Consider the following 24,719-nt stretch of genomic DNA (forward strand, 5'->3'; position numbering starts at 1 on the left):
GCACCAAGCGGGCCGCTGGGGAACGCCTGGAATGATCACCCGCCGCACTCTCGGCGCCGCCGCGCTCGGCCTGCCGATGCTCCACCTCGCCGCGCCGCGCGCCGCCGTGGCGCAAGGGGCCAGTGTGGGTGCCGGGGCGGGCGCCTATCCCGAGCGGCCCGTCACCCTCGTCGTGCCCTGGGCGGCGGGCGGCTCCACCGATGCGGTGGCGCGCATCCTCGCCGCGCGGCTCTCGCAGGATACCGCCCGGTCCTTCGTGGTGGACAACCGCGCGGGCGCCAACGGCACGATCGGCTTCGCCTCCGTCGCCCGCGCGCGGCCGGACGGCTACACGCTGCTGGTGGGCACCATCAGCACCTATGCGATGGCGCCGCATCTCTACCAGCTCGCCTACGACAACGACGCGGCCTTCACCGGCATCGGCCTCATCGCCGCGCAGCCGATGATCCTCGTGGTGCCGAAGAACTCGCCCGCCCGCACGCTGGCCGAGTTCATCGCCCTGGCCAAGCGGCCGGGCAGCAACATGACCTATGCCAATTCCGGCACGGGCAGCTCCACCCATCTGGCGACGGAGCTGTTCCTCCAGGCCGCCGGGCTGCAGCTGAACGATGTCGGCTACCGCGCCGGCGCCCAGGCCGTGCAGGGCACGCTGCAGGGCGAGGTCTCCATGGTGATCCAGGCGGCCTCCGGCCTGCTGCCGCTGATCGGGTCGGGCGAGCTGCGGCCGCTCGCCATCTCCTCTCGCGAGCGGAGCCCCGTCGCCCCGGAGATCCCGACCTTCCGCGAGCAGGGCTTCCCCGATTACGAGGCGGTGGAGCACATCGCGCTCCTCGCCCCCGCCGGCACGCCCGCGCCGATCGTCTCCCGCATCAACGAGCTGGCCCGCGCCGCCATGACCGCCCCGGAGACGCGCGAGCGCCTCGCCGCCCTCGCCGTCGCGCCCGAGACGCAGCGGCCGGAGGAATGGGCGGCCTACAACGCCGCGGAGAACAGGAAGTGGCGCGAGGTGATCCGCTCGCGCGACATCAAGGTGCAGTAGCGGCGCCCGGGGCGGGCCTCCTCTACGGGGCCCGAGCCCTTTTCCCCCGGAGGGGAAGGGCCGGTGTCAGGCGGCCAGGGCCTGGGCCGCCTGGGCGTTGCGGACCTGCACCAGGGTGAACAGCCCGCCGGGCGGGCAGGACTCCAGCGCCTCGACCTCCGCATCGCCGTCCAGCAGGTCGGAGAGCGCGAAGTCCGGGTGCCAGCCGAGCACGCGGGAGAGGGGGGCCATGGTGCGCTCCACCCACCAGCGCGGGCCGTCCTGCGCCGCGAAATGGTTCACGAAGAGCAGCCGCCCGCCCGGCCGCACCACCCGCGACATCTCGGCGAAGAGCCGGCGCGCGTCGGGCACGACGCTGGCGGTGAACATGGCCACCGCGATGTCGAAGGAGTCGTCGGCGAAGGCCATGCGCTCCGCGTCCATCTCGATCAGCCCCTCGACATGGGAGAGGTTCTCGGCCGCGACACGCTCGTTCGCCTTCTCCAGCATCTCCCGCGAGAGGTCGATGCCGACCACCCGCTTGTCCCGGCGATAGCGGGGCAGCGCCAGGCCGGTGCCCACCCCCACCTCCAGCACGCGGTTCCCGGGCAGGCGGTTCACCGCCGCCACCGCCCGCTTGCGGCCGAAGGAGGAGACGCCGCCGAAGACCGCGTCGTACACGCCGGCCCAGCGGCGATAGGCGTCCCGCACGGCCCCCGCGTCCAGCACCGCGCGCTTGTGGTCGCGCGCGGGATCGGCGGTCATCTCGGGCAGGGTCCGCGCCATGTGTTGTTCGTGATCCGATGCGGTGGGACGGGGAAGGGCGCTAAACCACGGGGCGGCCCGGCGCAAGCGCGGGGGTTGCCCAGGGGCTTCAATCCGCGGGGAGGACGAGGGTTTCAGCCCGCCCCGCCACCGTCGGCGCCGGCCGAGGCTCCCTGCGAGGCGCCCTGGCGGATGAGCCGCACCCGGCGCCCCTCCACCCCAAGGGCGAGGTCGCCGTCGCGCAGGGCCAGCGCGTCCGCCCCGAAGACGCGGCGGCGCCAGCCCTGGAGGGCGGGCAGGTCGCCCGGGGCGTCGGCCGCCAGCCGGTCCAGCTCCTCCGAGCTGGCCAGCAGGCGGGGGGCCACCTGGTGCTCCTCGGCCTTGGCGGCGAGCAGCACCTTCAGCAGCGCGACCAGCGCCGGAGAGGGGGAAGGGCCGGCCCGCTCGCGCGGAACCTCGGGCAGCTCGGCATCCGGCAGCTCCTTCGCGGCCTCGATGGCGGCGATGAGGGAGGCGCCGGACTTGCCGCGAGCGAAGCCCTCGGTCACGCCGCGGGCGCGGGCCAGGGCGGCGGCGTCGGCGGGGGCGGTGGCCGCCACCTCCAGCAGGGATTCGTCGCGCAGCAGCCGCTGGCGCGGGATGTTCACCCGCTGCGCCTCCCGCTCCCGCCAGGCCGCGATGGCGCGCAGCGTGGCGAGGAAGCGGCGGTTGTTCGTGCGCGGGCGCAGCTTCTCCCAGGCGCTGTCGGGATCGGTGCCGTAGGTGGCGGGGTCGGTCAGCGCCGCCATCTCCTCCGCCACCCAGTCCAGCCGCCCCTCCCGCGCCAGCCTCTCGCGCAGCGCGGCGTAGATGCGGCGGAGATGCGTCACATCCGCCGCCGCATAGGCGATCTGGGCCGGCGAGAGCGGGCGGGCGGACCAGTCGGAGAAGCGGTAGGCCTTGTCGATCTGCGCGCCCGCCAGCGCGCGGGCGAGGCTGTCATAGCTCGCCTGGTCGCCGAAGCCGGCCACCATGGCGGCGATCTGGGTGTCGAACATCGGCTGCGGGGTCCCGCCGAAGCGCAGGAGGAAGATCTCCACGTCCTGCCGGCAGGCATGGAAGACCTTCACCACCTGATCGTCCGCGAGCAGGGCGCCGAGGGGGGAGAGGTCGATCCCCGGGGCGAGGGCATCCACCACCGCCGTGTCCCGCTCGCCCCCGAGCTGCACCACGCAGAGCTCCGGCCAGTAGGTCCGCTCGCGCATGAACTCCGTGTCCACCGTCACGAAGGGCTCCTGGCGCAACCGCTCGCAGAGCGGGACGAGCTCCTCGGTGGTGGTGATCAGCACGGGCTCGGGATCGGCGCTGGCGGCGGGGCGGCGGGACATGCGCGCCCTTTAAGGGAGGAACGCGCGCCCCACAAATCCCCGGCGTGAACGGGCCGCTTCCCGCCCCTCAGCCCCCGCGTTCCACGAAGGCCTTGAAGGCCCCCGCATGATCCGGGTGCCAGCGCGAGAGAGGCGGGCGGTTCTCGACGATATCGCCCGCGGCCCAGAGGATGCGGCGCTCGTCCAGCGCGCGCGGCACGTCGTTGTCGGGACAGAGAATGTAGAAGTCGCCGGCCGCCAGCCGGTCCATCATGAAGTCCACGGTCTGCTCCGGCGTCCAGGCGGCCGCGGGCTTCTCGCCGCGCCCGCCCGCCGTCAGCGGGGTGAAGACGAAGCCGGGGATCAGCAGATGGGCGGTGATCCGGCAATCCGGCGTGTTCCGCAACTCGTGCTGCAGCGCCTCGGTGAAGGCCTTCACCCCCGCCTTGGAGACGTTGTAGGCCGGGTCGCCCGGCGGGGTGGTGATGCCCTGCTTCGACCCCGTGTTGATGATCAGGCCCGGCCGCCCGCGCGCGATCATGCCGGGCGCGAAGATGCGCGAGCCGTGGATCACGCCCCAGAGGTTCACGCCGATCACCCGCTCCCAGTTCTCCTCCGGGCCGAACAGGGCGCTGCCGGGCTGGACGCCGGCATTGTTCATGAGCAGGTCGGTGCCGCCGAAGCGCGCGCGGACCTCGGCCTCCAGGCGGCGCAGGTCCTCGGGGCGGCTCACATCCGCCTCCACCGCCATGACCTCCGCCTCTCCGCCCGGTGCGGCGGCGGAGAGCGCCTCGGCCGCCCGGGCCAGCCTCTCCGCGCCCAGATCCGCGATGCAGACCCGCAGGCCCAGGCGAGCGAAGTGCAAGGCGGCGGCGAGTCCGATCCCGGAAGCGCCGCCCGTGATCACGGCCGCTGAGCCGGGGGGAAGGAAGGGCTGGGGCATGCTGGCGTCTCCTGATCGCGGGGCAGCCCTCTAGATCGGCGCCGGCGGGCGGGAGTTGCGCCGGGGGACGCCCTAGAGCAGCGCCCGCAGCACCACCGGCGCCAGCACGGCGCTGACCAGCGCGTTCAGCGCGAGCGCGATCCCGGCGAAGGTCCCGGCCATGAAATCGACGTGAAAGGCCCGCGCCGTGCCGATGCCATGCGCCGCCAGCCCCGCCGCGAAGCCGCGCGCCCGGTAGTCCCGCAGGCGGAGCGCGTTCATCAGCGGCGTCACCGTCACCGCCCCGATCGCCCCGGTGAGGATCACCAGCACCGCCGCCAGGGCGGGATCCCCGCCCAGGCTGCCGGCGATACCCATGGCCACCCCGGCCGTGACGGATTTCGGCGCCAGCGAGGCGAGCACCGTCTCCGGCATGCCGAAGGCGCGGGCGATCAGCAGGGCCGAGAGCATGGCGGCCAGCGAGCCCGCCAGCAGCGCCGCCCCCATCGGCAGGATCGCCCGCCACACCGTGCGGCGGTGGCGGTGCAGCGGCACGGCCAGCGCCACGGTGGCCGGGCCGATGAGGAAGTGGACGAACTGCGCGCCCTCGAAATAGGTGCGGTAGGGCGTGCCGGTGGCGGCCAGCATCCCGGCGGCCAGCAGCACGGCGATCAGGATGGGATTGGCCAGCGGGTGCCGCCCGAGGGCCGCCGAGAGCCGGTCCGCCGCGACATAGGCGAGCAGCGTCACCGTCAGCCAGAGCAGCGGCGTGCGGGAGAGATAGACCCAGAGGCTGAAATCCGCGTCGCTCACGCCGCGTCCTCCGCTTCCCCGTCCCGCCCGACCAGCCGGGCGACCCCGGCGAAGACGAGAGCGGTGACGGCCAGGCCGATGAGGGTGGAGGCGACCAGCGCCACGGCCAGCCCCAGCCCGTACTGGGCCAGCACGTCCAGCTTGCCCACAATCCCGACGCCGGCCGGGATGAAGAGAAGGGAGAGGTTGGCCAGGATGCCGTCCGCCGCGCCGGTGACGGAGGGGGTGGGCAGGGGCTCGGGCAGCAGGTCGTTGCCGAGGAGCAGGAGGAGAAGGAACATCATGCCCAGCACGGGGCCGGGAAGCGGCCAGCCCGTGCCATGGGCAATGGCCTCCCCCGCGAGCTGGCAGAGAAGGATGAGGGCGGCGCCTGGGATCATGCGGGGCAGGTTAGCGAGGATCGTGCCGCCCAAGCCCCGCATTCCCCCCGCCCCCGCCATGCCGGGCGCGGGCTTTAGGGTCAGGCGCCCCCCCCGCTTCCGCCCCGCCGCCCGCGCCCCTAACCTCCCGCCGGATTCTGGAAGAGGGGCGTTCCGGCATGGCGGATGGAGCAGAGGCGGCCTGGAACCGGCTGGCGGAACTCGCGCGGGCGCCCGGCGCCTCCGCCATCCGACCGCTGATGGAGGACCCCTCCCGCGCGGCCCGCTTCACCCACCGGGCGGGCGACATCCTCGCCGACCTCTCCAAGACCTCCGTCTCCGATGCGGTGCGGGAGGCGCTGCTGGACCTCGCCCGCGGCGTGCTGGCGGCGCGGGACGCCATGGCGCGGGGCGAGCGGATCAACGCGACGGAGGACCGCGCCGTGCTGCACATGGCGCTGCGCGGCCCGCGCGGCACGTTTCGCTCGGGGGAGGAGGACGCCTCCGCCGAGGTCCACGCCACGCTGGACGCCATGCAGGCCTTCTGCGCCCGCATCCATGGAGAGGGGCGCTTCACCGATGTGGTGAACATCGGCATCGGCGGCTCCGACCTCGGGCCGCAGATGGCCGCCCGCGCCCTGTGGCGGCACGGCATGCCCATGCGGGCGCACTACCTCTCCAACGTGGACGGCCATGCCTGGGAGGTCATGCGGCACGGGCTGGACCCCGCGCGCACTCTCGTGCTGGTCGCCAGCAAGACCTTCACCACGGCCGAGACCATGGCCAACGCCCATCTCGTGCGCGGCTGGCTGCGGGACGCGCTGGGGGAGGCGGCCGGGGCGAATCTCGTCGCCCTCTCGACCAACCTGCGCGCCACGGCGGATTTCGGCGTGCCGGAGAGCCAGGTCTTCGGCTTCCGCGACTGGGTGGGCGGGCGCTTCTCCCTGTGGTCCGCGATCGGCCTCTCCATCGCCCTCGCCTGCGGCTGGGAGGTCTTCGCCGCGCTGCTGGCCGGCGCCCGGCGGATGGACGAGCACTTCCTCTCCGCCCCCGAGGCCGAGAACCTGCCCCTGCTCATGGCGCTGACCGAGGTGTGGCACGTGAACGGGCTCGGCCTGCCCAGCCGCGCCGTGCTGCCCTATGACGAGCGTCTCGCCCGCTTCCCCGCCCATCTGCAGCAGGTGGAGATGGAGAGCCTGGGCAAGCGCGTGACGCTGGGCGGCCTGCCCGTGCCGCGCCCGACCGGCCCCGTGGTCTTCGGCGAGCCCGGCACGAACTCCCAGCACTCCTTCATGCAGTTGCTCCACCAGGGCACGACGCCCGTGCCCGCCGACATCGTGCTCGTCGCCAATCCTGCCCACGGCTTCGAGGAGAACCACCGGCAGCTCCTGGCCAACGGCCTCGCCCAGGCCGAGGCCCTGCTGCGCGGGCGGGACGCGACCGAGGTGAGGGCGGAGATGGAGGCCAAGGGGGTGGCGCCGGCGGCGGTCGAGGCCCTGCTTCCCCACCGCCTCTTCCCCGGCGACCGGCCGAGCACCACCCTCGTCCTGCCCCGGCTGGACGCGAACACCCTCGGCCAGCTCGTCGCCCTGTACGAGCACAAGGTCTTCTGCCTGGGCGCGCTGTGGGAGGTGAACGCCTTCGACCAGTGGGGGGTGGAGCTGGGCAAGCAGCTCGCCGGCGCGCTGTTGCCGGAACTGGCGCCGGGAGCGAAGGCGGGGGCGCACGACCCCTCCACCACCGCCCTGATCGCCGAGCTGCACCGGCTGCGGGCGGACTGAGCCGGGGAACCTATTCCAGCCGCACGGAGGGCCGCGCCAACCGCCGCAGCGCGCCCGCCGCCCAGACCAGCGGCACCCGCGCCCCGTGCACGACGAGCTGGAACTGCCGGTAGAGCAGCGCGTAGCTCAGCCGCGCCAGCCAGCCCTCGATGAAGGCGCCGCGCAGCACGCCGAGCCGCCCGAGGCTGGCGAAGGCGTCGTAGTCGCCGAGCGAGACGAGGGCTCCGCGCTGGACGTAGCGGAAGGGCGGGATGGGCGTGCCCCGGAGCCAGGCGGGCAGGTGGCGGGCGAGGTGCCGGGCCTGCTGGTGCGCCACCTGGGCGGTGGCGGGGAGCGGCCGCTCCTGCCCCGCCGGCACCAGGGCGGCGCAGTCGCCGAGGGCGAGCACCGCGGGGTCCGTCAGCGTGACCATGGATTCATGCACCCGGATCCGCCCGGCCCGGTCCGTCTCCAGCCCGTCCAGCGCGCGCGTCACCTCGGGCGCGCGGATCCCGGCGGCCCAGACGCGGATCCCGGCCGTGATCCGCCGCCCGCCCTTCAGCACCACCCCCTCCGCATCCACCGATTCCACGGCCGCCCCGGTCAGCACCTCCACGCCGAGATGGCGCAGCACCGCCGTCGCGGCGTCCGAGACCTTTTCCGGCAGGGCGGCGAGGATGCGCGGCATCGCCTCGATGAGCGTGACGCGCAGCCGCCGCCGCAGGCCGGGCAGGCCGTAGCCGCCCGCGAGCTCCAGCGCCTGGTGCAGCTCCGCCGCCAGCTCCGTGCCCGTGGCGCCGGCGCCGACGATGGCGATGGAGAGGTCCGGCTGGGCGGGGTCGTCGAGGCAGCGGATCACGGCCCGGCGCAGCTCGCCGTTGAAGGCCTCGGCCTGCTCGCGGTCGTCGATGAAGGCGCAGTGCTCGCGCACCCCGGGGATGCCGAAGTCGTCCGCCCGGCTGCCGATGGCGAGGACGAGGCTGTCGTACTCCACCACCGCCGTCAGCTCGTCCCGCCCCTCCCGGTCCTGCACGGTGCCGAGCGTCACCCGTCGCGCCGCGCGGTCCAGCCCGCGCAGGATGCCCGGGCGGTAGGCGATGCCGTGGCGCGCGGCATGGGCGAGGAGGACGACCTCGTCCTGCGCCGTGTCCAGCGTGCCCGCGGCCACCTGGTGCAGCCGGGGCTTCCAGATGCTCGATCCCGCGCGGTCCACCAGGGTGATGGACAGGCCGGGCACGCGGCTGCGGGCGAGGCGGGTGGCGAGGTCCAGCCCCGCGGCGCCCGCGCCCAGGATGACCAGGCGGTGCGGTGTCGTCATCGGCGATCCCCTTCGCCGGCTCAACGCGTCGCGGGGAGGAAGGTGGCAGGGAGCGCGGTCCCCTCCCGCCGGGCCGGTTACCCCTTCTTCACCCCGGCGCGGCAGACTTGTCCGGGGCGCGCGAAAGCCCCATCCCCTCCCGGGTGATCCCGATCCCTCTCGCCCAGGCGCAGTCCATCCGACGCCTTCCTCCCACCACAGCCGACCGAATCGCCGCCGGCGAGGTGGTGGAGCGCCCCGCCGCCGCCGTGAAGGAGCTGGTGGAGAACGCCCTCGATGCCGGCGCGCGCCGCGTCTCCGTCACGCTGGAGGGCGGGGGGATCGACCGCATCCTCGTGGAGGATGACGGCCGCGGCATGATCCCCGCCGACCTCGCCCTGTGCATCGAGCGCCACGCCACTTCCAAGCTGCCGGAGGAGGAGACGCTGTTCCGCATCGCCACCCTCGGCTTCCGGGGGGAGGCGCTGCCCTCCATCGGCGCCGTCTCCCGCCTGACGATCACCACGCGCCCGCGGGAGGGCGAGGCCCATGCCATCCATGTGGAGGCCGGGCGGGTGGGGGAGGTGACCCCCGCCGCCGCCCCGCCGGGCACGCGGGTGGAGGTGCGGGACCTCTTCTTCGCCACCCCCGCCCGCCGCAAGTTCCTCAAGACCCCGGGCACCGAGGCTTCCCACGCCGTGGAGGCCGTGCGGCGCCTCGCCCTGGCCTGGCCGGAGGTGGCCTTCCGCGTCACCGTGGACGGCCGCGCCGCGCTGGATCTCCCCCCCGCCGACCGCGCCGGCCGCGCCGCCGCCCTGCTCGGGCGGGACTTCGCCGCCGCCTCCGTGCCCGTGGGGGGAAGCTGGCCCGACCTCCTCCTGGAGGGCCTGGCCGCGCTGCCGACCCATCACCGCGCGACGGCCGCCGAGCAGCACCTCGTCGTCAACCGCCGCCCCGTGCGGGACCCGCTGCTGCGGGCGGCGCTGCGCGTGGCCTACCGGGATGTGCTGGCCGCCGGGCGCCACCCCGTCGCCGCCCTGTTCCTGGAGATCCCGCCCGAGGCGGTGGACGTGAACGTCCATCCCATGAAGACCGAGCTGCGCTTCCGCGACGCGAGCGGGGTGCGGGGGGCGCTGATCGCCTCGCTCCGCCGGGCGCTCGGCACCGGGGCGGGGGTGGGCGGGGGGCGCAGTGGCTGGGATGCCGCCCTCGGCCGGGGCTCAGCCGGGGGCCTCGCCGACGCGCCGGATCCCGCCTGGCCCAGCCGCGCCGGCCAGCCCCTGCCCGGCACATCGGAACCGACCGCACCCTGGCCCGAGGCCATCCCCGCCCGCGCGCCCGGCTTCGCCGAGGGAGGCTTCGCCTTCGCATCCCCGGCCCCGGCCCGGCCGGTGCAGCCGCGCTTCGCCCTGCCGCCCGGCGCCCTCACCGTGCCCGCCGAGGCGCCGCCCCTGCCGCCCGGCGCGGCGGCGGAGGGGCCGCTCGGCCGGCCGCTCGCCCAGATCCAGGACACCTACATCCTGGCCGAGGCGCCGGACGGCGCGCTGATCCTCGTGGACCAGCACGCGGCGCATGAGCGGCTGACGCATGAGCGCCTGTCGGCCCAGCTCGTCTCGGGCGGGGTGCGCTCCCAGCCGCTGCTGCTGCCGGCGGTGGTGGACATGCCCGCCGCCGATGCCGCCCGGCTGGCCGAGCGCGCCGAGGACCTTGCCCGGCTGGGGCTGGAGATCGAGCCTTTCGGCCCCGGCGCGATCCTTGTCCGGGCTCTGCCCGCCCTCCTCGGCACGCCCGAGCCCGCGCCCATCCTGGCCGACATCGCCGCCGAGTTGTCCGACTGGGAGGAGAGCACGGCGCTGGAGCGGCGGCTGGACGCGGCGGTGGCGCGGCTGGCCTGCCACGGCAGCGTCCGCGCCGGGCGGCGCCTCAACCCCGCCGAGATGGCGGCCCTCCTGCGGGAGATGGAAGCGACGCCGCGCGCCGCCACCTGCTCCCACGGGCGCCCGACCTTTCTGCGCCTCGGGGCGGGGGACCTCGCGCGGATGTTCGGGCGGAGCTAGGGGCGCCGCCCGCGGCCGGCCTTGACCTTCCCACCATGGGAAGCCCCAGCTTCCGCCTGCCCGCGGAGACGCGGCAGGACAGGGAACCGACAGATGACCGCCGAGACCGCCCATCGACCGCGCCTCGCGACCCCCGCCGCCTTTCTGGCCACCTCCCTGGCCGCGCTCCTGGCCCTCGCCGCGCCCGCGCGTGCCCTGGTGGGGGAGGGGGAGGATTCCGGCATTCATCCCCCGCTGCTGGACATCTACACCGTCGCCCCCGCCGCGGCGCTGCCGGCCGTGCTCAAGGCGGACCGGGACTACCTGACGGGGATGCGCGCGCATCACGCGGGCGCGCTGACGATGTCCCAGGACTACCTCGCCGATCCGGAGGCGCGCAGCCCGGCGCTGCGGCAGCTCGCCTACGCGATCATCGTGAACCAGCGCTACGAGATCGCCCTGATGGACGAGGTGGCGCGCAAGCTCGACCAGCCGCCGGGCTTCATCGGCTCCGGCCCTGCCCGCCTCGCGATCCAGCCCGCGGCGACGGAATCGCTGGCGCAGCAGTTCCGCTTCTCCCGCGCGCCCATCCCCGGCCCGCTCACCCCGGCCTCCCCGCCGGACCGGCCGATGAGCGCGCGCGACGTGCAGTTCGCCAAGGCGATGACGATCCACCACCAGGCCGCGCTCGACATGGCGCGCGCCTACCAGGCGGACCCGAACGCGCGGAACAGCTTCCTCGGCCTGCTGAACGTGGACATCCTGACGGACCAGTCGCAGGAGATCGCCTTCATGCGGCGGACGATGGGGGCCTATCCCGGCGACGTGGAGGCCGTGCCGGTCCCGGCTTCCATGATCCACGGGATGGAGGGGATGTCCCATGGCGGGCATGGCCACCAGGGGGGAGCGGCGCAGCCCGCCTCGGCCGATCCCCATGCGGGCCATGCCGGGGGTTCGAATGCGGGACACGGCGCGGTGCCGGTGCCCGCGCCGGCCGACCCTCATGCGGGCCACGCTCCCCGGGCCGGGGAAGGCGCCGGTCATGCTGGCCATGGTGCCGCTTCATCCGGCCGGCGGCCCGCCCCGCGCCGCCGCGCCCCGGAGGGTGGCGGGGCGCATCACGCGCACTAAGGGATCGTTCCGGGTGCCGGGCTAGCCCGGCCCGGCGGGCATCGCGGCGCCGCCCACCACCACCGGCCGCGCCTCCTCCTCCGGCAGCAGCCAGCGCAGGGAGCGCCGGAGATGCGCCGCCCCGTCCCGCTCGAACCAGCGGCCATGGGCGAAGATCACGCGCTCCGGATGCAGGGCGACGAGGCGGCTGGCGGCGCGGGACGCCTCCGCGTGCCGCCACTTCACCACGGCGCGGAGATAGGGCGGCGGCATGCCGTCCGGCGCCGTCGAGCCGAAGAGCCGCACGATGGGGCGCAGCGGCAGCGGCAGCTTGCGCTCCTCCATGTTGATGACGAGGTCGGTCAGTAGCAGCGTGCGGGACGGGCGGTGGAACATCGCCACCTCGTGGAAGCCGGCGCCGCCGGGGACGAGGACGTTTTCGATCGCCCCGCCCCAGGGAATGGGGGTTTCCTCCCCGAGGTCGAAGTCCAGCCGCAGGCCGCTGCGCCGCACCTGGCCGCGCCCGCGCAGGCCCGGCGCCGCCCAGGTGGTGGCGTCCGGGCAGGCCTCCTGCCAGTCCTTCATGAAGGTCCAGTGCGCGATGTTGGGCGCGACGAGGTGGCGGATCGGCCCGATCGCCTCCAGCTCCGTCTTCAGCGCGCGGGTGAAGCGGGTGGGGGAGTGGAGCAGCAGCCCGCCATCGGGCATCTTCAGCACCGTCATGCGCACGCTGACGGGCGCGTTGGGCAGGAGACTGTCCACGAGGTAGACGCCCTCCGTCACCGGCTTGGGCGTGTCCAGCGGGGGGTAGCCGGTGCGGTGCTCCGTCTCCGCCTCGTCCCGGCCGAGCAGCCGCGCCACCGGCCCGCCGCCCTGGCCCGGCCCGCGCTCGGGCAGGGCGCTGGAGAGGGCGACCACCGCCAGCTCCGCCAGGCCGAAGCCGACCAGCAGGGCGCGGGATTCCGGCGAGGCGCGCCGCATGGTCAGCCCCGTGCCGACCAGCGCCGCCCCGCCCAGCGCGTCGAGCATGAGGTGCTGGCGCATGGAGAGGGCGGACTTCACCCCGCCCTCGTAATCCGTGAGGAGGGAGTAGGCGGTGTGGAAGGCCGCCGCGGTGCCGAGCGGCCCGCGTGCGGAGGGCGGCACGGCGCGCGAGGCCGCGAGGCCGCCGAGCAGGGCGGCCACGCCGTAGTCGATCAGCCCGTGCAGTCGAGTGGAGATCATGGTCCGGCAGGTCCGTGAGGAAGGGGCCCCCCTCAAACGAGGGGCGGGCACGGAGGATGCGCGGGGCGGTCCCTGAAACGCGCGCGGCGCCGCCCGGCCAGGGCCGGGGGCGCCGCGGTCACTTACCTGCGGGGCGGAAGTGCGGCCCCGCGGGGCGGCTCAGCCCGCCGCTTCTTCCTCGTCGTCGTCGGACCCCCGGAGGTCGCAGGCGATGACATAGGCGGGGGAACCGTCCTCGGCTTCCATCTCCTCGATGAGGTCGATGCCGTAGATGTCGATCTCGCCCTCCTCGTCCTCCTCGCCGCCGAGCATGATGCCGAGCGCGATGGGGCGGGCGGGGTCGAGCTTCTGCAGTTCGGTGATCAGGGCGCCGACCGTCATGGTCTCGGTGGCCTGGTTTTCGTCGGACATGGAATGCGCTCCTGAAGGCCGGGCCGATGTGGCAGGCCCGCAGCGGCGCGGCAAGGGTTACGCCCGTGTTATTCCCGCTTCGTTATTCCCGCTTCGCCCAGCCGTTCGGCCCCTGCTGCCAGTAGGTCAGGGCATGGCCGGCGGCGCGCGCGCGGCGCCAGCGGTCCCGCGCGGCCTCCAGCGCGGCGGGGTCGTTGCCGTCGAAGAGGTCGAAGACGCGGTCATAGGCCTCGGGGCGCGCGGTTTCCGCGCCATCGGCGAGGAAGAGGTGCCGGGCGCCGTTGGGCGCCTCGTCCTCGGTGGTGAGCCAGATCGGCTGGAGATCGGCGTCGCCGGTCGCGGGAGTGCCGTGGGGCAGCCAGTCCGGGTCGGGGCAGAGCCAGAGGGCCGTGTCCAGCGCGGCCAGCCGCTCCGGCCCGCCGACGCGCACCACGGCCCGCCCGCCGCTCGCCAGCACGCGGCCGAGCAGCTTCGGCAGCGCGACCTCCAGCGCCGTGCGGGTGAGGTGGTAGAAGCCGATCTCGGTCATGCCTCGAAGCGGTCCGCCACCAGCCGGTCCAGCAGGCGCACGCCGTAGCCGCTCGGCCCCGGGGGCAGGGGATAGGGACCGGCCTCCTTCCCCTCCTCCCGTAGGTCCATCCCGGCGATGTCGAGATGCGCCCAGGGGATGCGCTCCCCCTCGTCGGGGGCCGCGAACTCCCGCAGGAAGGCGGCGGCGTGGCAGGCATCGGGGAGGAACCGGCCCGCCCAGCCCGGGCCGAGGCCGCCCGGGGGCAGGCAGTGGCGGAGATCGGCGATGTCGCTGGCCAGGTCCTCGCGGTGGCGCGCGCCGATGGGCATGGGCCAGAGCGGCTCGCCCACCGCCTCGCCCGCCGCCATCACCGCGTCCCGCAGCCCCTCGTCATTGCCGAACAGGCCGGCGCGCTGGTGGCCGAGGGCGGTGACGATGCTGCCCGTCAGCGTCGCGAGGTCGAGGATGGCGCGCGGCCGCAGCCCGCGGGCGTGGTGCAGGGCATCGGCCAGGACCAGCCGCCCCTCCGCATCCGTGTCCACCACCTCGACCTGGAGGCCGGAGGCGGTGCGCAGCACGTCGCCCGGGCGGTAGCTGTCCGCCCCCGTCGCGTTCTCGGCGATGGCGAGGACGGCCGTGACGGCGGCGGGGCTGTCGCGGAGCGCGAGGGAGAGGATCGCGCCCGCGCAGGCGGCGGCCCCGGCCATGTCGGCCTTCATCGCCTCCATCCCCGCAGCGGGCTTGATGGAGATGCCGCCGGTGTCGAAGGTGATGCCCTTGCCGACGAATACCACGGGCGGCGCCTCGCGATAGCGACGCCCGTGGCCGGGCCAGCGCAGGGTGACGAGGCGCGGCGGAAAGGCCGAGCCGCGCCCGACGGCGAGCAGCCCGCCATAGCCGTGCCGTTCCAGCCAGCCGCGGCCATGCACCGACACCTCGACCCCGAGTTCGGACAGGACCTCCAGCCGCCCGGCGAAGGCGGGGGGCGTGAGGATGTTCCCGGGCTCCGCCGCCAGGTCCCGCGCGAAGCCCACGGCGCGCAGCAGGGCTCGGGCGCGGGCAAGGCCGGGCTCGGCGGCCTCGACGCTGTCCACCAGCAGGTCCAGCTGCCGGAGGGCGGGCGGGGGTTCCGCCCCGTAATGCGGCAGGCGGTGCGCGCGCATCCCGGCGCCCATGGCCAGGGCAGCGGCATCCTCCGGCGAGAGGCCGCGGGCGTCGATCGCGCCGTGGCGCGGGCCGTGGCCTCCCTCAACCGCTTCCGCCATGGAGGCGGCGGCGAGCGCCCCGGCGGCCTCCATCCCCTGCGGCCCCGGCGCGACGCCGACCAGCCAGACCGTCCGCTCCTCCACCCCGTCCAGCCGCAACGCCTCGCCGCGCGCCGCCTCGAAGCCGGCGGCGGAAGCGGCGGCGGCGAGAGGAGCGGGCAGCGGCGCGCCCGGCCGCACCGGCACGGCCACGGGGTGGAGCCCCCGCGGCCGGTCGAGAAGGCGGAACTTCAGCACGGGCCCCGCTTCAGCGGCGCGGGCGGCGGGTGGCCGGGCGGCGCGTCGGGAGGGGAACCGGGGCGGGCTCTCCCGCCGGGCCGGCGCCGGTATCGGGCGCGGGGAGCAGCGGCTCGGTGGCCGGCGTGCCCTCGGACAGGACGGCGGGAGAGGCGCTGCCCGCGCCCGTCACCGCCGCGACCTCCTCCTCGGCCGGCTCGGGCTCGGGGGTGGCCTGCCGGCCCTCGTGGTGCTCGGCCACCAGGCGGTCGAGCAGGCGCACGCCCCAGGCCGTCGCGCCCTTGGGCACGGTGGGCTGGTCCTTGCTGCTCCAGGCCGTGCCGGCGATGTCGAGATGCGCCCAGGGGCAGCCCTCCACGAAGCGCTGGAGGAACTGCGCGGCCGTGATGGAGCCGCCCGCGCGCCCGGCGCCGACATTGCGCATGTCCGCGATGTCCGACTTGATGGCGCGGTCATAGGCCTCGCCCAGCGGCATGCGCCAGGCCAGCTCCCCCACGGCCTTGCCCGCCTCCTCGATGCGCCGGGCGAGGCCGTCGTCGTTCGAGAAGAGCCCGGCATGCTCGTGGCCGAGGGAGACGATGATCGCGCCCGTCAACGTGGCGAGGTTGACCATGAAGGCCGGATCGAAGCGCTTCTTGCAGTAGGACAGCACGTCGGCGAGCACGAGCCGCCCCTCGGCATCCGTGTTGATGACCTCGATCGTCTGGCCGGAATAGGAGGTGACGACGTCGCCCGGGCGCGTCGCGGTGCCCGAGGGCATGTTCTCCACGAGGCCGACGATGCCGACGACATCCACCTTCGCCTTGCGGCCGGCCAGGGCGGCCATGAGGCCGGAGACGGTGCCGGCGCCGGCCATGTCCCACTTCATGTCCTCCATCCCGCCCGCGGGCTTGATGGAGATGCCCCCGGTATCGAAGGTCACGCCCTTGCCGATGAAGGCGATCGGCTTGCTGTCCTTCTTCTTCTGGTCCGTGCCGTTCCAGCGCATCACCACCATGCGCGGCGGCTGGGCCGAGCCCTGGGAAACGCAGAGCATCGCGCCGAAGCCGAGCTTCTCCAGGTCCTTCTGCCCGAAGACCTCCACCTCCACCCCCAGCTTCTCCAGCTTGCGGAGGCGGTCGGCGAATTCGGGCGGGTTGAGGATGTTGGCGGGCTCGCTCACCAGCTCGCGGGCGAGGAAGACGCCCTCGGCCACGGCGCGGCGCGGTGCCCACTCGGCCTTGGCGGCCGAGGGGTCCTCGCACAGCACCTTGATCCCGCCCAGCCGCGGCTTGTCCTCCGGCTTCTCCTTCGTGCGGTAGCGGTCGAAGCGCCAGGCGCGGAGGACGGCGCCGAGGGCGATGTCCGCCGGGGCGCCCGCCCAGCCGCCGATGGCGCGCGCATCGATGGAGGCGACCGATTCGCGGCCGAGCGCGGCGGCGGCGTTGCCGCCCGCGGCCTCCGCGGCCGCGGCGTCCAGCGCCTCGCGCTTGCCCAGGCCGACGAGAACGAGGCGCGAGAGCCCGCCGCCCGGCGCGAGAAGGGTGGCGGACTGCCCCTTGCGGCCCTTGAACTCCGCCGCCGCCACCCCGCGCGTCACATGGCCGCCGAGCAGCCGGTCCCACTCCGCGATCAGGGCGCCGCCCATGTCCTCCTCGGCGAGGGGAAGAACGAGGGCGCCGCTCTCGGGAAGGGCGGCCTTGGCGAAGGCGATGTCGAGCATGGGACGTCCGCTGGCTGTTCGTGGCAGAGATAGCACCGGGCGGGCGATACGCCATGCCGGGAAGGCCGCAAGCCCCTCCGGCCTCAGGCGGCCTCAGGCGGCCTTCGCCGCGCGCCCGATCCGGTCCAGCACGCGGTCGATCCGCTGTGCGCTCTCCTCGTCCTGCCGGAAGACGACGCTCACTACGCCCCCCTGCGCGCGCACCACCCGGGCGGGAATGGGGCCTTGGACCCCGGGGAAGGCGAGTTCCAGCCCGGTTCCCGTATCGGCCTCCCAGTCGAGCACCAGGGCGGCGCCGCCGCGCGAGATGTCCTTCAGCTCCACTTCCGTCCCGGCGCCGGGCAGCTTCGCCGAGCGGAGAGTGACGCGCACGCCCCTGGCCGGGATGCGCTCGTAGCGGCGGCGATCCTTCTCCTCCCCGCCCGAGCGCATGGCCCGGAGGAAATGGTCCACCTCCGTCCTCAGCGTGCCCGATACCCCGGCCACGTCCCGCGCGGCGGTGGAGACGGAATCGCTGCTGCCCCTGGCGCGGTCCGCGGCCTTGGCGACCTCGCGCATCGCCCCGGTCGCGTCCTCGGTCGTGCGGGAGACGTGCTGGACGCTGCTCGCGATCTCGCGCGTCGCCGCGCCCTGCTGCTCCACCGCGGCCGCGATGGCGCCGGCGACGCTGCTGATCTCCCCGATCGCCGCGCTCATCTCGCGCACGGACTGCACGGCCTCGCCGGTCGCGGCCTGCACGGCCTGGATCTGCCGGCCGATCCGGTCGGTCGCGCTCGCCGTCTGGTTGGCCAGGGTCTTCACCTCGCCCGCCACCACCGCGAAGCCGCGCCCGGCCTCGCCCGCGCGGGCGGCCTCGATCGTCGCGTTGAGGGCGAGGAGATTCGTCTGCCCGGCGATGTCGGTGATGAGCCGCACCACCTCCCCGATCTGGTCGGCGGCGTCGCTCAGCCCGCGCACGGCGGCGTCCGTGCTCTGCGCGCGCTCCACCGCCGCCTTCGTCGCGCTCGCGCTCTGGGCCACCTGCCGTGCGATCTCGGCCACGCTGGCGCTGAGCTGCTCGGTCGCTGCGGCGACGGAGGCGAGGTTGCGCGAGGACTCCTCGGCGCCCGAGGCGGTGCTCTCCGCCCCGCCGCGCGTGCGCTCCACCACCTCCGACATGTCCGCCGCCGCGGCGCGCATGTCCTCGGCGGACTTGCCGAGCATGGCGAGCACGCCGGAGACGGAGGCGCCGAAGTCCTGGGTGTGGCGCTCCATGGCCGCGTGCCGGCGCTCGCGCGCCGCGCGCTCGGCGGCGGCCGCCTCCTCCAGCCGCCGCGCCTTCAGCCCGTTCTCACGGAAGGTCTCCAGCGCGCGGGCGAGAAGGCCCAGCTCGTCCCGCCGCTCCGCGCCCGGAACCTCGGTGCCGAGGTCACCGCCCGCCATGGCGGCGGTGGCCGCCGTGACGCGGGCGAGCGGGCGGGTGATGCCGCGCCCCACCGTCCAGGTCAGCAGCCCCACCACCAGGGCCGCGGCGCCGGCGATCAGGCCGCCCCGCAGCACCAGCTCGCGCTGCGCCGCCCGGAGGTCGTCGACATAGACGCCGGTGCCGATCACCCAGTTCCACGGCGCGAAGCCCTGGACGAAGGAGAGCTTCTCCACAGGCGGCTCCCCCGCCTGCGCCCCCGGCCGCGGCCAGAGATAGCCGACGACGCCGGATCCGGACTGGCGGGCCTTCTCGGCGAAGGCGATGAAGAGGGCGAAGCCGTTCGGGTCCCGGATGCCCGAGACGTCCTTGCCCTCCAGGTCCGGGCGGAAGGGATGGGCGATCAGGCGCGGGCTCGGCTGGGCGTCGTTCACCCAGAGGTACTCGTTCCCGCCGTAGCGGAAGGCGCGGATCTCGGCGGCGGCGGCGGCCTGGGCGGCGGCGCGGTCCATGCGGCCGGTCCTCTCCTCCTTCTCGAAATGCGCGGCGATGGACGCGCCGGACTCCACCACGGCGCGCAGCGTTCCGATGCGGGCCTCCTCCAGCTCGGTCGAGCGGGCCCGGATCTCATAGGCTGCCAGGCCGATCAGTCCCATGACGGCGACCAGCGTGCAGAGATGGAGCCGGGCCGCGATCGGCCAGTCGGACAGACGTCGGGGCATGACGGAGGGATTCTTCCTGGGCGTTGGTTGCCGAGAATGTTCTGCATGCGAAACCCTAAGGTCCCGTAAGCGATCCTCTCCCTTCCATGCGGGGCTGCCCCCCGGTCCCGCCCCGCGCTATCTCCCCCGGGATGACCGACGAAGACCTGCTCGAACTCGCCGCGACGCTCGCCGAGCGCGCTGCCCACGCCATCAACGCCATCCGCGCCGCGGGCTTCGCCGTGGAGCGCAAGAGCGATGAATCGCCCGTGACGGAGGCGGATCGGGTGGCGGAGGCGCTGATCGTCGAGGGGCTGCGCGCCGCGACGCCTGATATCCCCGTGGTGGCGGAGGAGGAGGTGTCGGCGGGGCTCGTGACCCGCCTCGCCGACCGCTACTGGCTCGTGGACCCGCTGGACGGCACGCGGGAATTCGCCAGGGGCCATGACAGCTTCGCCGTGAATGTCGGGCTGGTGAGGGGGGACCGCGCGCATCTCGGCGCCGTCGTCATCCCCGCGACGATGGAGATCTTCGGCGGCATCGCCCCCCTCGGCCTCGCCTGGAAGCGGGATGTCGGCGGCCGGCGCCCCATCCGCGCCCGCGCCATCCCGGAGGAGGGGGCGACGGTGCTCGCCTCCCGCCACTACTCCGACGATCCCCGGCTGGACCGCTTCCTGGAGGGGCGGCGCGTCGCGCATATCGAGAAGATCGGCTCGGCCGTGAAGTTCTGCCGCTTGGCCGAGGGGGCAGGGGACCTCTACCCCCGCTTCGGCCGCACGATGGAGTGGGACACGGCCGCGCCCCAGGCCCTGCTGGAGGCCGCCGGCGGCCGGGTGGCGGGCTTCGACGGGGCGCCGCTGCGCTACGGCAAGCCGGGCTTCGAGAACCACCCCTTCCTCGCGCAAGGAATGGCATGACGGAGCGGCTCCCGCCCGCCGGGATCGCGCGCGCGGCGGCCCTGCTGCGCAGTGGCGCGCTCGTCGCCTTCCCCACCGAGACGGTCTACGGGCTGGGGGCGGACGCGACGGACGGCGCGGCGGTGGCGGCCATCTACGCGGCCAAGGGCCGGCCGAGCTTCAACCCGCTGATCAGCCACTTCCCCGACGCCGCCTCCGCCTTCGCCGAGGTGGTGCCGGATGCCCGGGCAAGGGCCCTGGCCGCGCGGTTCTGGCCGGGGCCGCTCACCCTCGTCCTGCCCCGGCGGGAGGGTGGCCGGATCAGCCATCTCACCGGGGCCGGGCTGGACACGCTGGCCGTGCGCGTGCCCGGCCACCCCCTCGCGCTGGAGCTGCTGCGGGCGGCCGGGGTGCCGGTGGCCGCGCCCTCGGCCAACCGCTCGGGCGGCGTCTCCCCGACCACGGCGGACCACGTGCTCGACGGCCTCTCCGGCCGCATCGCCGCGGTGCTGGATGGCGGGCCCTGCGCGGTGGGGGTGGAGAGCACGGTGCTCGACCTCTCCGGCCCGGACCCCGTGCTCCTGCGCCCGGGCGGGGTGACGGTGGTGGAGATCGAGGCCCTGGTCGGCCCGGTCTCGCGCCCGGAAGGGGAGAAGACGGCGATACGATCCCCCGGGATGCTTCTCTCGCACTACGCGCCCTCGCTCCCCGTGCGGCTGGAGGCTCGGGAGGTAGGGAAGGGGGAGGCGCTGCTCGCCTTCGGGGCTCCCCTGCCGGGGGCGGCGGTGACCTGGAACCTCTCCGCCTCGGGCGACCCGGTGGAGGCGGCGGCGCGGCTCTTCGCCGGGCTGCGCTGGCTGGACGCGGAGGGCGCGCGGCTCGGCCTCGCCGGCATCGCGGCCATGCCCGTGCCCGATGCGGGGCTGGGCGAGGCGATCAACGACCGGCTGCGCCGCGCCGCCGCGCCGCGATGATCGCCCGCGCTGCCCCCTTGCCGCGCGGGCGGGAGGGGCGGATTTTGCCCCGGTGCCCAAGAATTCCGCGCCGCCCGATGAACCGCCCCTCAACCCGCCGCCCGGCCCCGCCGCGCTCTTCGCCGCCTTCGCCAAGGCGGGGCTGATGGGCTTCGGCGGCGCCCAGATCTGGGTGCGCCGCGCCGTGGTGGAGGAGCGCCGCTGGCTGACCGAGCGCGACTACGCCGAGGTGCTCGGCCTCGGCCAGGTGCTGCCGGGGCCGAATGTGGGCAATGCCGCCGTGATGATCGGGCGGCGCTTCGCGGGGCTGCGCGGCTCCTTCGCGGCGACCGGCGGGCTCTATGCCGGGCCGCTCGTGGTGCTGATGTCGCTCGTCCTGCTCTGGCAGGAATTCGCCGACGACGCCCGGGTGGCCGCCTTCATGCACGGGCTGGCCTGCGCCGCGGCGGGGATGGTGATCGGCACCGCCTTCCGCATGGCCGGGCGCCTGCGCCCGCCGCCGGAGCTGGTGGCGATCGGGCTGCTCGCCACGCTGGCCGCCGCCCTGTTCCGGGTGCCGCTGCCCGTGATCGTGCTCGTGCTCGGCCCCGTCTCGGTGGCGGCCGTCGTCTGGCGGGGAGGGCGCGCGTGAACCCGCTCGCCCTGGATATCTTCCTCTTCTTCCTCAAGCTCTCCCTTCTTGCCGTCGGCGGGGCGAATGCCGCCGTGCCGGAGATGCACCGGGAGGTGGTGGAGATCCGGGGATGGATGAGCGACGCGACCTTCTCCCAGGGCTACGCGCTGGCCTCGGCGGCGCCGGGGCCGAACGTGCTCTTCGTCGCGGTGATCGGCTGGCACGTGGCGGGGTGGCAGGGGCTGGTGGCGAGCATCCTCGGCTTCATCGGCCCGACCTTCATCCTCGCCTGGGGCGTGGCGATGCTCACCCAGCGCCTGGCGGGCGATGCGCGGCTGGCGGCGCTGCGGGCGGGGCTGGTGCCCGTCGCGGTCGGGCTCATCCTGGCCACCGGCCTCGTCACCGCCGCCGCCGCGGCGCGGGGGACGGGGGCGGAGATGGCGGTAGCCGCCGCCATCACCCTGGGCTCCGCGATCTTCGTCTGGCGGAGCTCCTTCTCGCCCATCTGGACGCTCGCGGCGGGGGGCGTGATCGGGCTGTTCCTGCTGCGCTGAGCCGGATGGTGCCGATTCCGCACTGATACTCATTCTCAGCTATTGCGGGCGGGCGGGGCTTGGAACAGATTGCGGCCCCGATCGAGACCCCCTGCCCGGAAGAGGCCCGCCCGCCATGAACCGCCCGAAGAAGGCCGCGCTGCTCGCCCTCTCGCTGCTCCTCGCGCCCCTGGCGGCAGGGGCCGCGGAGGTGAACCTCTACACCACCCGCGAGCCCGGGCTGATGCGCCCGCTGACCGAGCGCTTCACCCAGGAGACGGGCATCGGGGTGAACACCGTCTTCGTCCAGGGCGGGCTGGCCGAGCGCCTGGCCGCCGAGGGCGGCCGGTCCCGCGCCGACGTCGCCATGGTGGTGGATGTGGGCAACCTGATGGAGCTGGTGGACCGCAACCTCACCCAGCCCGTGAAGTCCGCCACGCTGGAAGCCGCCATCCCCGCCAACCTGCGCGACGCCGAGGGCCGTTGGTTCGCCCTCTCCACCCGCGCGCGGGCCATCTATGCCTCCCGCGAGCGCATCCCCGAGGCCGAGGCCGCCAAGCTGACCTACGAGGAGCTGGCCGAGCCGCGCTTCAAGGGGAAGGTCTGCATCCGCTCCGGCCAGCACCCCTACAACACGGCCCTCTTCTCGATCCTCATGATCGAGCACGGCGAGACCTGGCTGCGCGACTACCTGACGAAGCTGAAGGGCAACCTCGCCCGCCGCGCGACGGGCGGCGACCGCGAGGTGGCGCGCGACATCCTGGCCGGCATCTGCGACGTCGGCCTGGCCAACACCTACTATGCCGGGCTGATGCTCTCCGGCCGCGGCGGCGAGGAGCAGAAGCGCTGGGGCGAGGCGGTGCGCATCGTGCTGCCGGCCAACGAGACGGCGGTGAACATCTCGGGCGGCGCCGTCACGCGCCACGCCCCGAACCGGGCCGAGGCCGTGCGCTTCCTCGAGTTCCTCGCCTCTCCCGAGGCGCAGCAGATCTATGCCGACGGCAATTTCGAGAACCCCGTGCGCCCGGGCACGCCGGTGAACGAGATCGTGGACGGCTTCGGCCCGCTGGTGCCGCGCAACGTCTCGCTGCCCGAGGTCGCCGCCCGCCGCGCCGCCGCCAGCCGGATCGTGGACGAGGTCGGCTTCGACCGCTGAGAGCTGACGGGTCGCGCCCATGCGCCTTCATCGCCTGGGCGCGGCCGCCAGCGTGGGGCTCGTCGCCCTTCCGGTCCTGGCCCTCGCCGTCGCCGCGGCGCGCGGATCGGGCGATCTCTGGCCGCACCTGATCCGCCACGTCCTGCCCCAGGCGGCGGTGGAGACGGCGTTCCTCCTGGCCGGGGTGGGCGCGGTGGTGCTGGTGCTGGGCACGGGGACGGCCTGGCTCGTCTCCTGCCACCGCTTCCCCGGGCGGCGGGCGCTCTCCTGGGCGCTGGTGCTGCCGCTCGCCCTGCCGACCTATGTCTCGGCCTATGCCTGGCTGGACGTGATGCATCCCGCGGGTGTGGTGCAGGGCGGGCTCCGCGCGCTGCTCGGGATCAGCGACCCGCGCGCCATTCCGCTGCCCGAGATCCGCTCGCTGCCCGGCTGCATCATGGTGATGGGCAGCGTGCTCTACCCCTATGTCTATCTCGCGGCGCGGACGGCCTTCCTCACCCAGGGGGCGGACGTGCTGCGGGCCGGGCGGGGGCTGGGCTGCCGCGGCCTGCGGCTCTTCCTCCAGATCGGATTTCCCATGGCATGGCCCGCCATCGCGGCCGGCACCTCGCTCGCCCTGCTGGAGACGCTGAACGATGTCGGCGCGGCGGAATTCCTGGGCGTGAGGACGCTGACCGTCTCGGTCTACGTCACCTGGATCACCCGCTCCTCCCTGGAGGGGGCGGCGCAGATCGCGCTGACCATCCTCGCCCTCGTCGCCGCGCTGCTGGTGCTGGAGGGATGGGGGCGCAGCCGCGCGCAGGGCGCCCATGCGGTGCGCGAGAGCGCGCGGCCGGACCGGCGCACCCTCTCCCCCGGCGCGGGGCTGCTGGCGATGCTGTTCTGCGCCCTGCCCGTGCTGCTCGGCTTCGTGATCCCCGTCTCCTACCTCGTCTGGGCGGCGGCGATGCGGGTGGCGGAGTTCGGCCTGCCGCCCGGCCTGGGCGAGTGGATCGGCAACAGCGCGATCCTCTCGGGCGCGGCCACGCTGCTGATCCTGCCCGCCGCCCTCCTGCTCGCCTTCGGCGCGCGGGGGGATTGCATGCCGGACCGGCGGGCCACCACGGATGCGGCGCTGCTGCGGGCGAGCCTTCTCGGCTACGCCCTGCCCGGCGGGATCGCGGCGGTGGGGCTGATCCTCGTCTTCGGCGGGCTGGACGAGCTGACGGAGGCGCTGCCCTGGGTGCCGCTCCTCTCCGGCACGGCGGCGGCGCTGGTGCTGGCCTATTTCGTGCGCTTCCTCGCCATCCCCGCGGGGGCGCTGGACGCCGCCTATTCCCGCATCCGGCCGCAGATGGACTGGTCCGCCCGCTCCATGGGCGCCGGCCCCGGGCGGGTGCTGCGCCGCGTCCACCTGCCGCTGCTGCTGCCGGCCCTGTCCTCCGCCGCGCTGCTGGTGTTCCTCGACGCGATGAAGGAGCTACCCGCCACCCTCCTGCTGCGGCCCTTCAACCGCGAGACCCTGGCCACCGCCCTCTACGCCGAGGCGGCGCGCGGTACCTATGAGGAAGGGGCGGTGGCGGCGCTGGCGCTGGTGCTGGTGGGGCTGCCGGTGATCGCGCTGCTCGTCGCGGGCGGGCGGCCGAAAGGGGAGCGGCGCGGCCGGGCCTCCTTCCGCTGAGCGGCCGG

22 protein-coding genes are annotated in these 24,719 nt (G+C 74.7%); 10 read left to right on the forward strand and 12 right to left on the reverse strand.

Annotated features, from left to right (window positions below; genetic code table 11):
• The first annotated feature begins 31 nt into the window (after positions 1-31).
• Entirely contained in the window at positions 32-1,039 is a 1,008-nt protein-coding gene (locus tag FHS87_RS00620; RefSeq protein WP_246417708.1) for a Bug family tripartite tricarboxylate transporter substrate binding protein, read from the forward strand.
• Positions 1,040-1,105: 66 nt separating this feature from the next.
• Here the strand turns inward: FHS87_RS00620 and FHS87_RS00625 are convergent, their stop codons facing one another.
• From FHS87_RS00625 to FHS87_RS00645, 5 genes are all read right to left on the reverse strand, one after another.
• Positions 1,106-1,804 carry a class I SAM-dependent methyltransferase gene (locus FHS87_RS00625; RefSeq protein ID WP_184512765.1) on the reverse strand — a complete coding sequence of 233 codons (699 nt, stop codon included), beginning with the start codon at positions 1,802-1,804 and terminating at the stop codon, positions 1,106-1,108.
• 113 nt (positions 1,805-1,917) lie between these two features.
• Entirely contained in the window at positions 1,918-3,150 is a 1,233-nt protein-coding gene (gene rnd, locus FHS87_RS00630) for a ribonuclease D (protein ID WP_184512767.1), read from the reverse strand.
• A gap of 67 nt (positions 3,151-3,217) precedes the next feature.
• Positions 3,218-4,072 carry an SDR family NAD(P)-dependent oxidoreductase gene (locus FHS87_RS00635; protein ID WP_184512769.1) on the reverse strand — a complete coding sequence of 285 codons (855 nt, stop codon included), beginning with the start codon at positions 4,070-4,072 and terminating at the stop codon, positions 3,218-3,220.
• A 72-nt stretch (positions 4,073-4,144) separates the two neighbouring features.
• Positions 4,145-4,864 (reverse strand): LrgB family protein, encoded by a 720-nt coding sequence (locus tag FHS87_RS00640; protein WP_184512771.1) that lies wholly within the window; start codon positions 4,862-4,864, stop codon positions 4,145-4,147.
• Positions 4,861-5,286, reverse strand: a complete 426-nt coding sequence (locus tag FHS87_RS00645; RefSeq protein WP_246417709.1) for a CidA/LrgA family protein — start codon at positions 5,284-5,286, stop codon at positions 4,861-4,863. Before FHS87_RS00645 ends, FHS87_RS00640 begins: the two co-directional genes overlap by 4 nt.
• 116 nt (positions 5,287-5,402) lie before the next feature.
• Here FHS87_RS00645 and pgi point away from each other — a divergent pair, with 116 nt between their 5' ends.
• Entirely contained in the window at positions 5,403-7,004 is a 1,602-nt protein-coding gene (gene pgi / locus FHS87_RS00650) for a glucose-6-phosphate isomerase (protein WP_184512773.1), read from the forward strand.
• Positions 7,005-7,014: 10 nt separating this feature from the next.
• Here pgi and FHS87_RS00655 read toward each other — a convergent pair whose 3' ends face one another.
• Entirely contained in the window at positions 7,015-8,301 is a 1,287-nt protein-coding gene (locus FHS87_RS00655) for an NAD(P)/FAD-dependent oxidoreductase (protein WP_184512775.1), read from the reverse strand.
• Between the two features lie 152 nt (positions 8,302-8,453).
• Between FHS87_RS00655 and mutL the strand changes: the two genes are divergently transcribed.
• Positions 8,454-10,337, forward strand: a complete 1,884-nt coding sequence (gene mutL, locus FHS87_RS00660) for a DNA mismatch repair endonuclease MutL (RefSeq protein ID WP_408906376.1) — start codon at positions 8,454-8,456, stop codon at positions 10,335-10,337.
• A gap of 93 nt (positions 10,338-10,430) precedes the next feature.
• Complete coding sequence (locus tag FHS87_RS00665; protein WP_184512777.1) at positions 10,431-11,447, forward strand: DUF305 domain-containing protein; 1,017 nt, start codon at positions 10,431-10,433, stop codon at positions 11,445-11,447.
• A gap of 21 nt (positions 11,448-11,468) precedes the next feature.
• Here the strand turns inward: FHS87_RS00665 and FHS87_RS23335 are convergent, their stop codons facing one another.
• The 6 genes from FHS87_RS23335 to FHS87_RS00695 all read right to left on the reverse strand — a co-directional run bounded on the left by FHS87_RS23335 (position 11,469) and on the right by FHS87_RS00695 (position 18,900).
• Positions 11,469-12,650 carry a DUF4336 domain-containing protein gene (locus tag FHS87_RS23335; RefSeq protein ID WP_221299348.1) on the reverse strand — a complete coding sequence of 394 codons (1,182 nt, stop codon included), beginning with the start codon at positions 12,648-12,650 and terminating at the stop codon, positions 11,469-11,471.
• Between the two features lie 159 nt (positions 12,651-12,809).
• A complete protein-coding gene (locus FHS87_RS00675) occupies positions 12,810-13,061 on the reverse strand; it encodes a hypothetical protein (RefSeq protein WP_184512779.1) in 252 nt (83 codons plus the stop codon).
• 82 nt (positions 13,062-13,143) lie between these two features.
• A complete protein-coding gene (locus FHS87_RS00680; protein ID WP_184512781.1) occupies positions 13,144-13,590 on the reverse strand; it encodes a DNA polymerase III subunit chi in 447 nt (148 codons plus the stop codon).
• Entirely contained in the window at positions 13,587-15,074 is a 1,488-nt protein-coding gene (locus tag FHS87_RS00685; protein ID WP_184512783.1) for a leucyl aminopeptidase family protein, read from the reverse strand. Before FHS87_RS00685 ends, FHS87_RS00680 begins: the two co-directional genes overlap by 4 nt.
• 10 nt (positions 15,075-15,084) lie before the next feature.
• Positions 15,085-16,776: a leucyl aminopeptidase gene (locus FHS87_RS00690; protein ID WP_184512785.1), complete on the reverse strand. Its 1,692-nt coding sequence runs from the start codon at positions 16,774-16,776 to the stop codon at positions 15,085-15,087.
• 93 nt (positions 16,777-16,869) lie between these two features.
• Entirely contained in the window at positions 16,870-18,900 is a 2,031-nt protein-coding gene (locus tag FHS87_RS00695) for a methyl-accepting chemotaxis protein (RefSeq protein ID WP_184512787.1), read from the reverse strand.
• A gap of 131 nt (positions 18,901-19,031) precedes the next feature.
• Here FHS87_RS00695 and cysQ point away from each other — a divergent pair, with 131 nt between their 5' ends.
• The 6 genes from cysQ (at position 19,032) to FHS87_RS00725 (ending at position 24,711) form a co-directional block, all read left to right on the forward strand.
• Positions 19,032-19,796, forward strand: a complete 765-nt coding sequence (gene cysQ, locus FHS87_RS00700; protein ID WP_184512789.1) for a 3'(2'),5'-bisphosphate nucleotidase CysQ — start codon at positions 19,032-19,034, stop codon at positions 19,794-19,796.
• A complete protein-coding gene (locus FHS87_RS00705; protein WP_184512791.1) occupies positions 19,793-20,749 on the forward strand; it encodes an L-threonylcarbamoyladenylate synthase in 957 nt (318 codons plus the stop codon). The genes cysQ and FHS87_RS00705 overlap by 4 nt, the downstream gene beginning before the upstream one ends.
• Positions 20,750-20,801: 52 nt before the next feature.
• Complete coding sequence (locus FHS87_RS00710) at positions 20,802-21,380, forward strand: chromate transporter (RefSeq protein WP_184512793.1); 579 nt, start codon at positions 20,802-20,804, stop codon at positions 21,378-21,380.
• Positions 21,377-21,916, forward strand: a complete 540-nt coding sequence (locus FHS87_RS00715) for a chromate transporter (protein ID WP_184512795.1) — start codon at positions 21,377-21,379, stop codon at positions 21,914-21,916. Before FHS87_RS00710 ends, FHS87_RS00715 begins: the two co-directional genes overlap by 4 nt.
• 115 nt (positions 21,917-22,031) lie before the next feature.
• Entirely contained in the window at positions 22,032-23,051 is a 1,020-nt protein-coding gene (locus FHS87_RS00720) for an extracellular solute-binding protein (protein ID WP_184512797.1), read from the forward strand.
• Between the two features lie 19 nt (positions 23,052-23,070).
• Positions 23,071-24,711 carry an ABC transporter permease gene (locus tag FHS87_RS00725; protein WP_184512799.1) on the forward strand — a complete coding sequence of 547 codons (1,641 nt, stop codon included), beginning with the start codon at positions 23,071-23,073 and terminating at the stop codon, positions 24,709-24,711.
• The last annotated feature ends 8 nt before the right edge of the window (positions 24,712-24,719 follow it).

The organism is Muricoccus pecuniae, from assembly GCF_014199205.1.
Taxonomy (GTDB): domain Bacteria; phylum Pseudomonadota; class Alphaproteobacteria; order Acetobacterales; family Acetobacteraceae; genus Roseomonas; species Roseomonas pecuniae.

Excerpts from the sequence above, each read along its gene's own strand:
- FHS87_RS00620 (WP_246417708.1), top strand. The coding sequence starts at position 32 with ATGATCACCCGCCGCACTCTCGGCGCCGCCGCGCTCGGCCTGCCGATG.
- FHS87_RS00625 (WP_184512765.1), bottom strand. The coding sequence starts at position 1,804 with ATGGCGCGGACCCTGCCCGAGATGACCGCCGATCCCGCGCGCGACCAC.
- rnd (WP_184512767.1), bottom strand. The coding sequence starts at position 3,150 with ATGTCCCGCCGCCCCGCCGCCAGCGCCGATCCCGAGCCCGTGCTGATC.
- FHS87_RS00635 (WP_184512769.1), bottom strand. The coding sequence starts at position 4,072 with ATGCCCCAGCCCTTCCTTCCCCCCGGCTCAGCGGCCGTGATCACGGGC.
- FHS87_RS00645 (WP_246417709.1), bottom strand. The coding sequence starts at position 5,286 with ATGCGGGGCTTGGGCGGCACGATCCTCGCTAACCTGCCCCGCATGATC.
- pgi (WP_184512773.1), top strand. The coding sequence starts at position 5,403 with ATGGCGGATGGAGCAGAGGCGGCCTGGAACCGGCTGGCGGAACTCGCG.
- FHS87_RS00655 (WP_184512775.1), bottom strand. The coding sequence starts at position 8,301 with ATGACGACACCGCACCGCCTGGTCATCCTGGGCGCGGGCGCCGCGGGG.
- FHS87_RS00665 (WP_184512777.1), top strand. The coding sequence starts at position 10,431 with ATGACCGCCGAGACCGCCCATCGACCGCGCCTCGCGACCCCCGCCGCC.
- FHS87_RS23335 (WP_221299348.1), bottom strand. The coding sequence starts at position 12,650 with ATGATCTCCACTCGACTGCACGGGCTGATCGACTACGGCGTGGCCGCC.
- FHS87_RS00675 (WP_184512779.1), bottom strand. The coding sequence starts at position 13,061 with ATGTCCGACGAAAACCAGGCCACCGAGACCATGACGGTCGGCGCCCTG.
- FHS87_RS00680 (WP_184512781.1), bottom strand. The coding sequence starts at position 13,590 with ATGACCGAGATCGGCTTCTACCACCTCACCCGCACGGCGCTGGAGGTC.
- FHS87_RS00690 (WP_184512785.1), bottom strand. The coding sequence starts at position 16,776 with ATGCTCGACATCGCCTTCGCCAAGGCCGCCCTTCCCGAGAGCGGCGCC.
- FHS87_RS00695 (WP_184512787.1), bottom strand. The coding sequence starts at position 18,900 with ATGCCCCGACGTCTGTCCGACTGGCCGATCGCGGCCCGGCTCCATCTC.
- cysQ (WP_184512789.1), top strand. The coding sequence starts at position 19,032 with ATGACCGACGAAGACCTGCTCGAACTCGCCGCGACGCTCGCCGAGCGC.
- FHS87_RS00705 (WP_184512791.1), top strand. The coding sequence starts at position 19,793 with ATGACGGAGCGGCTCCCGCCCGCCGGGATCGCGCGCGCGGCGGCCCTG.
- FHS87_RS00720 (WP_184512797.1), top strand. The coding sequence starts at position 22,032 with ATGAACCGCCCGAAGAAGGCCGCGCTGCTCGCCCTCTCGCTGCTCCTC.
- FHS87_RS00725 (WP_184512799.1), top strand. The coding sequence starts at position 23,071 with ATGCGCCTTCATCGCCTGGGCGCGGCCGCCAGCGTGGGGCTCGTCGCC.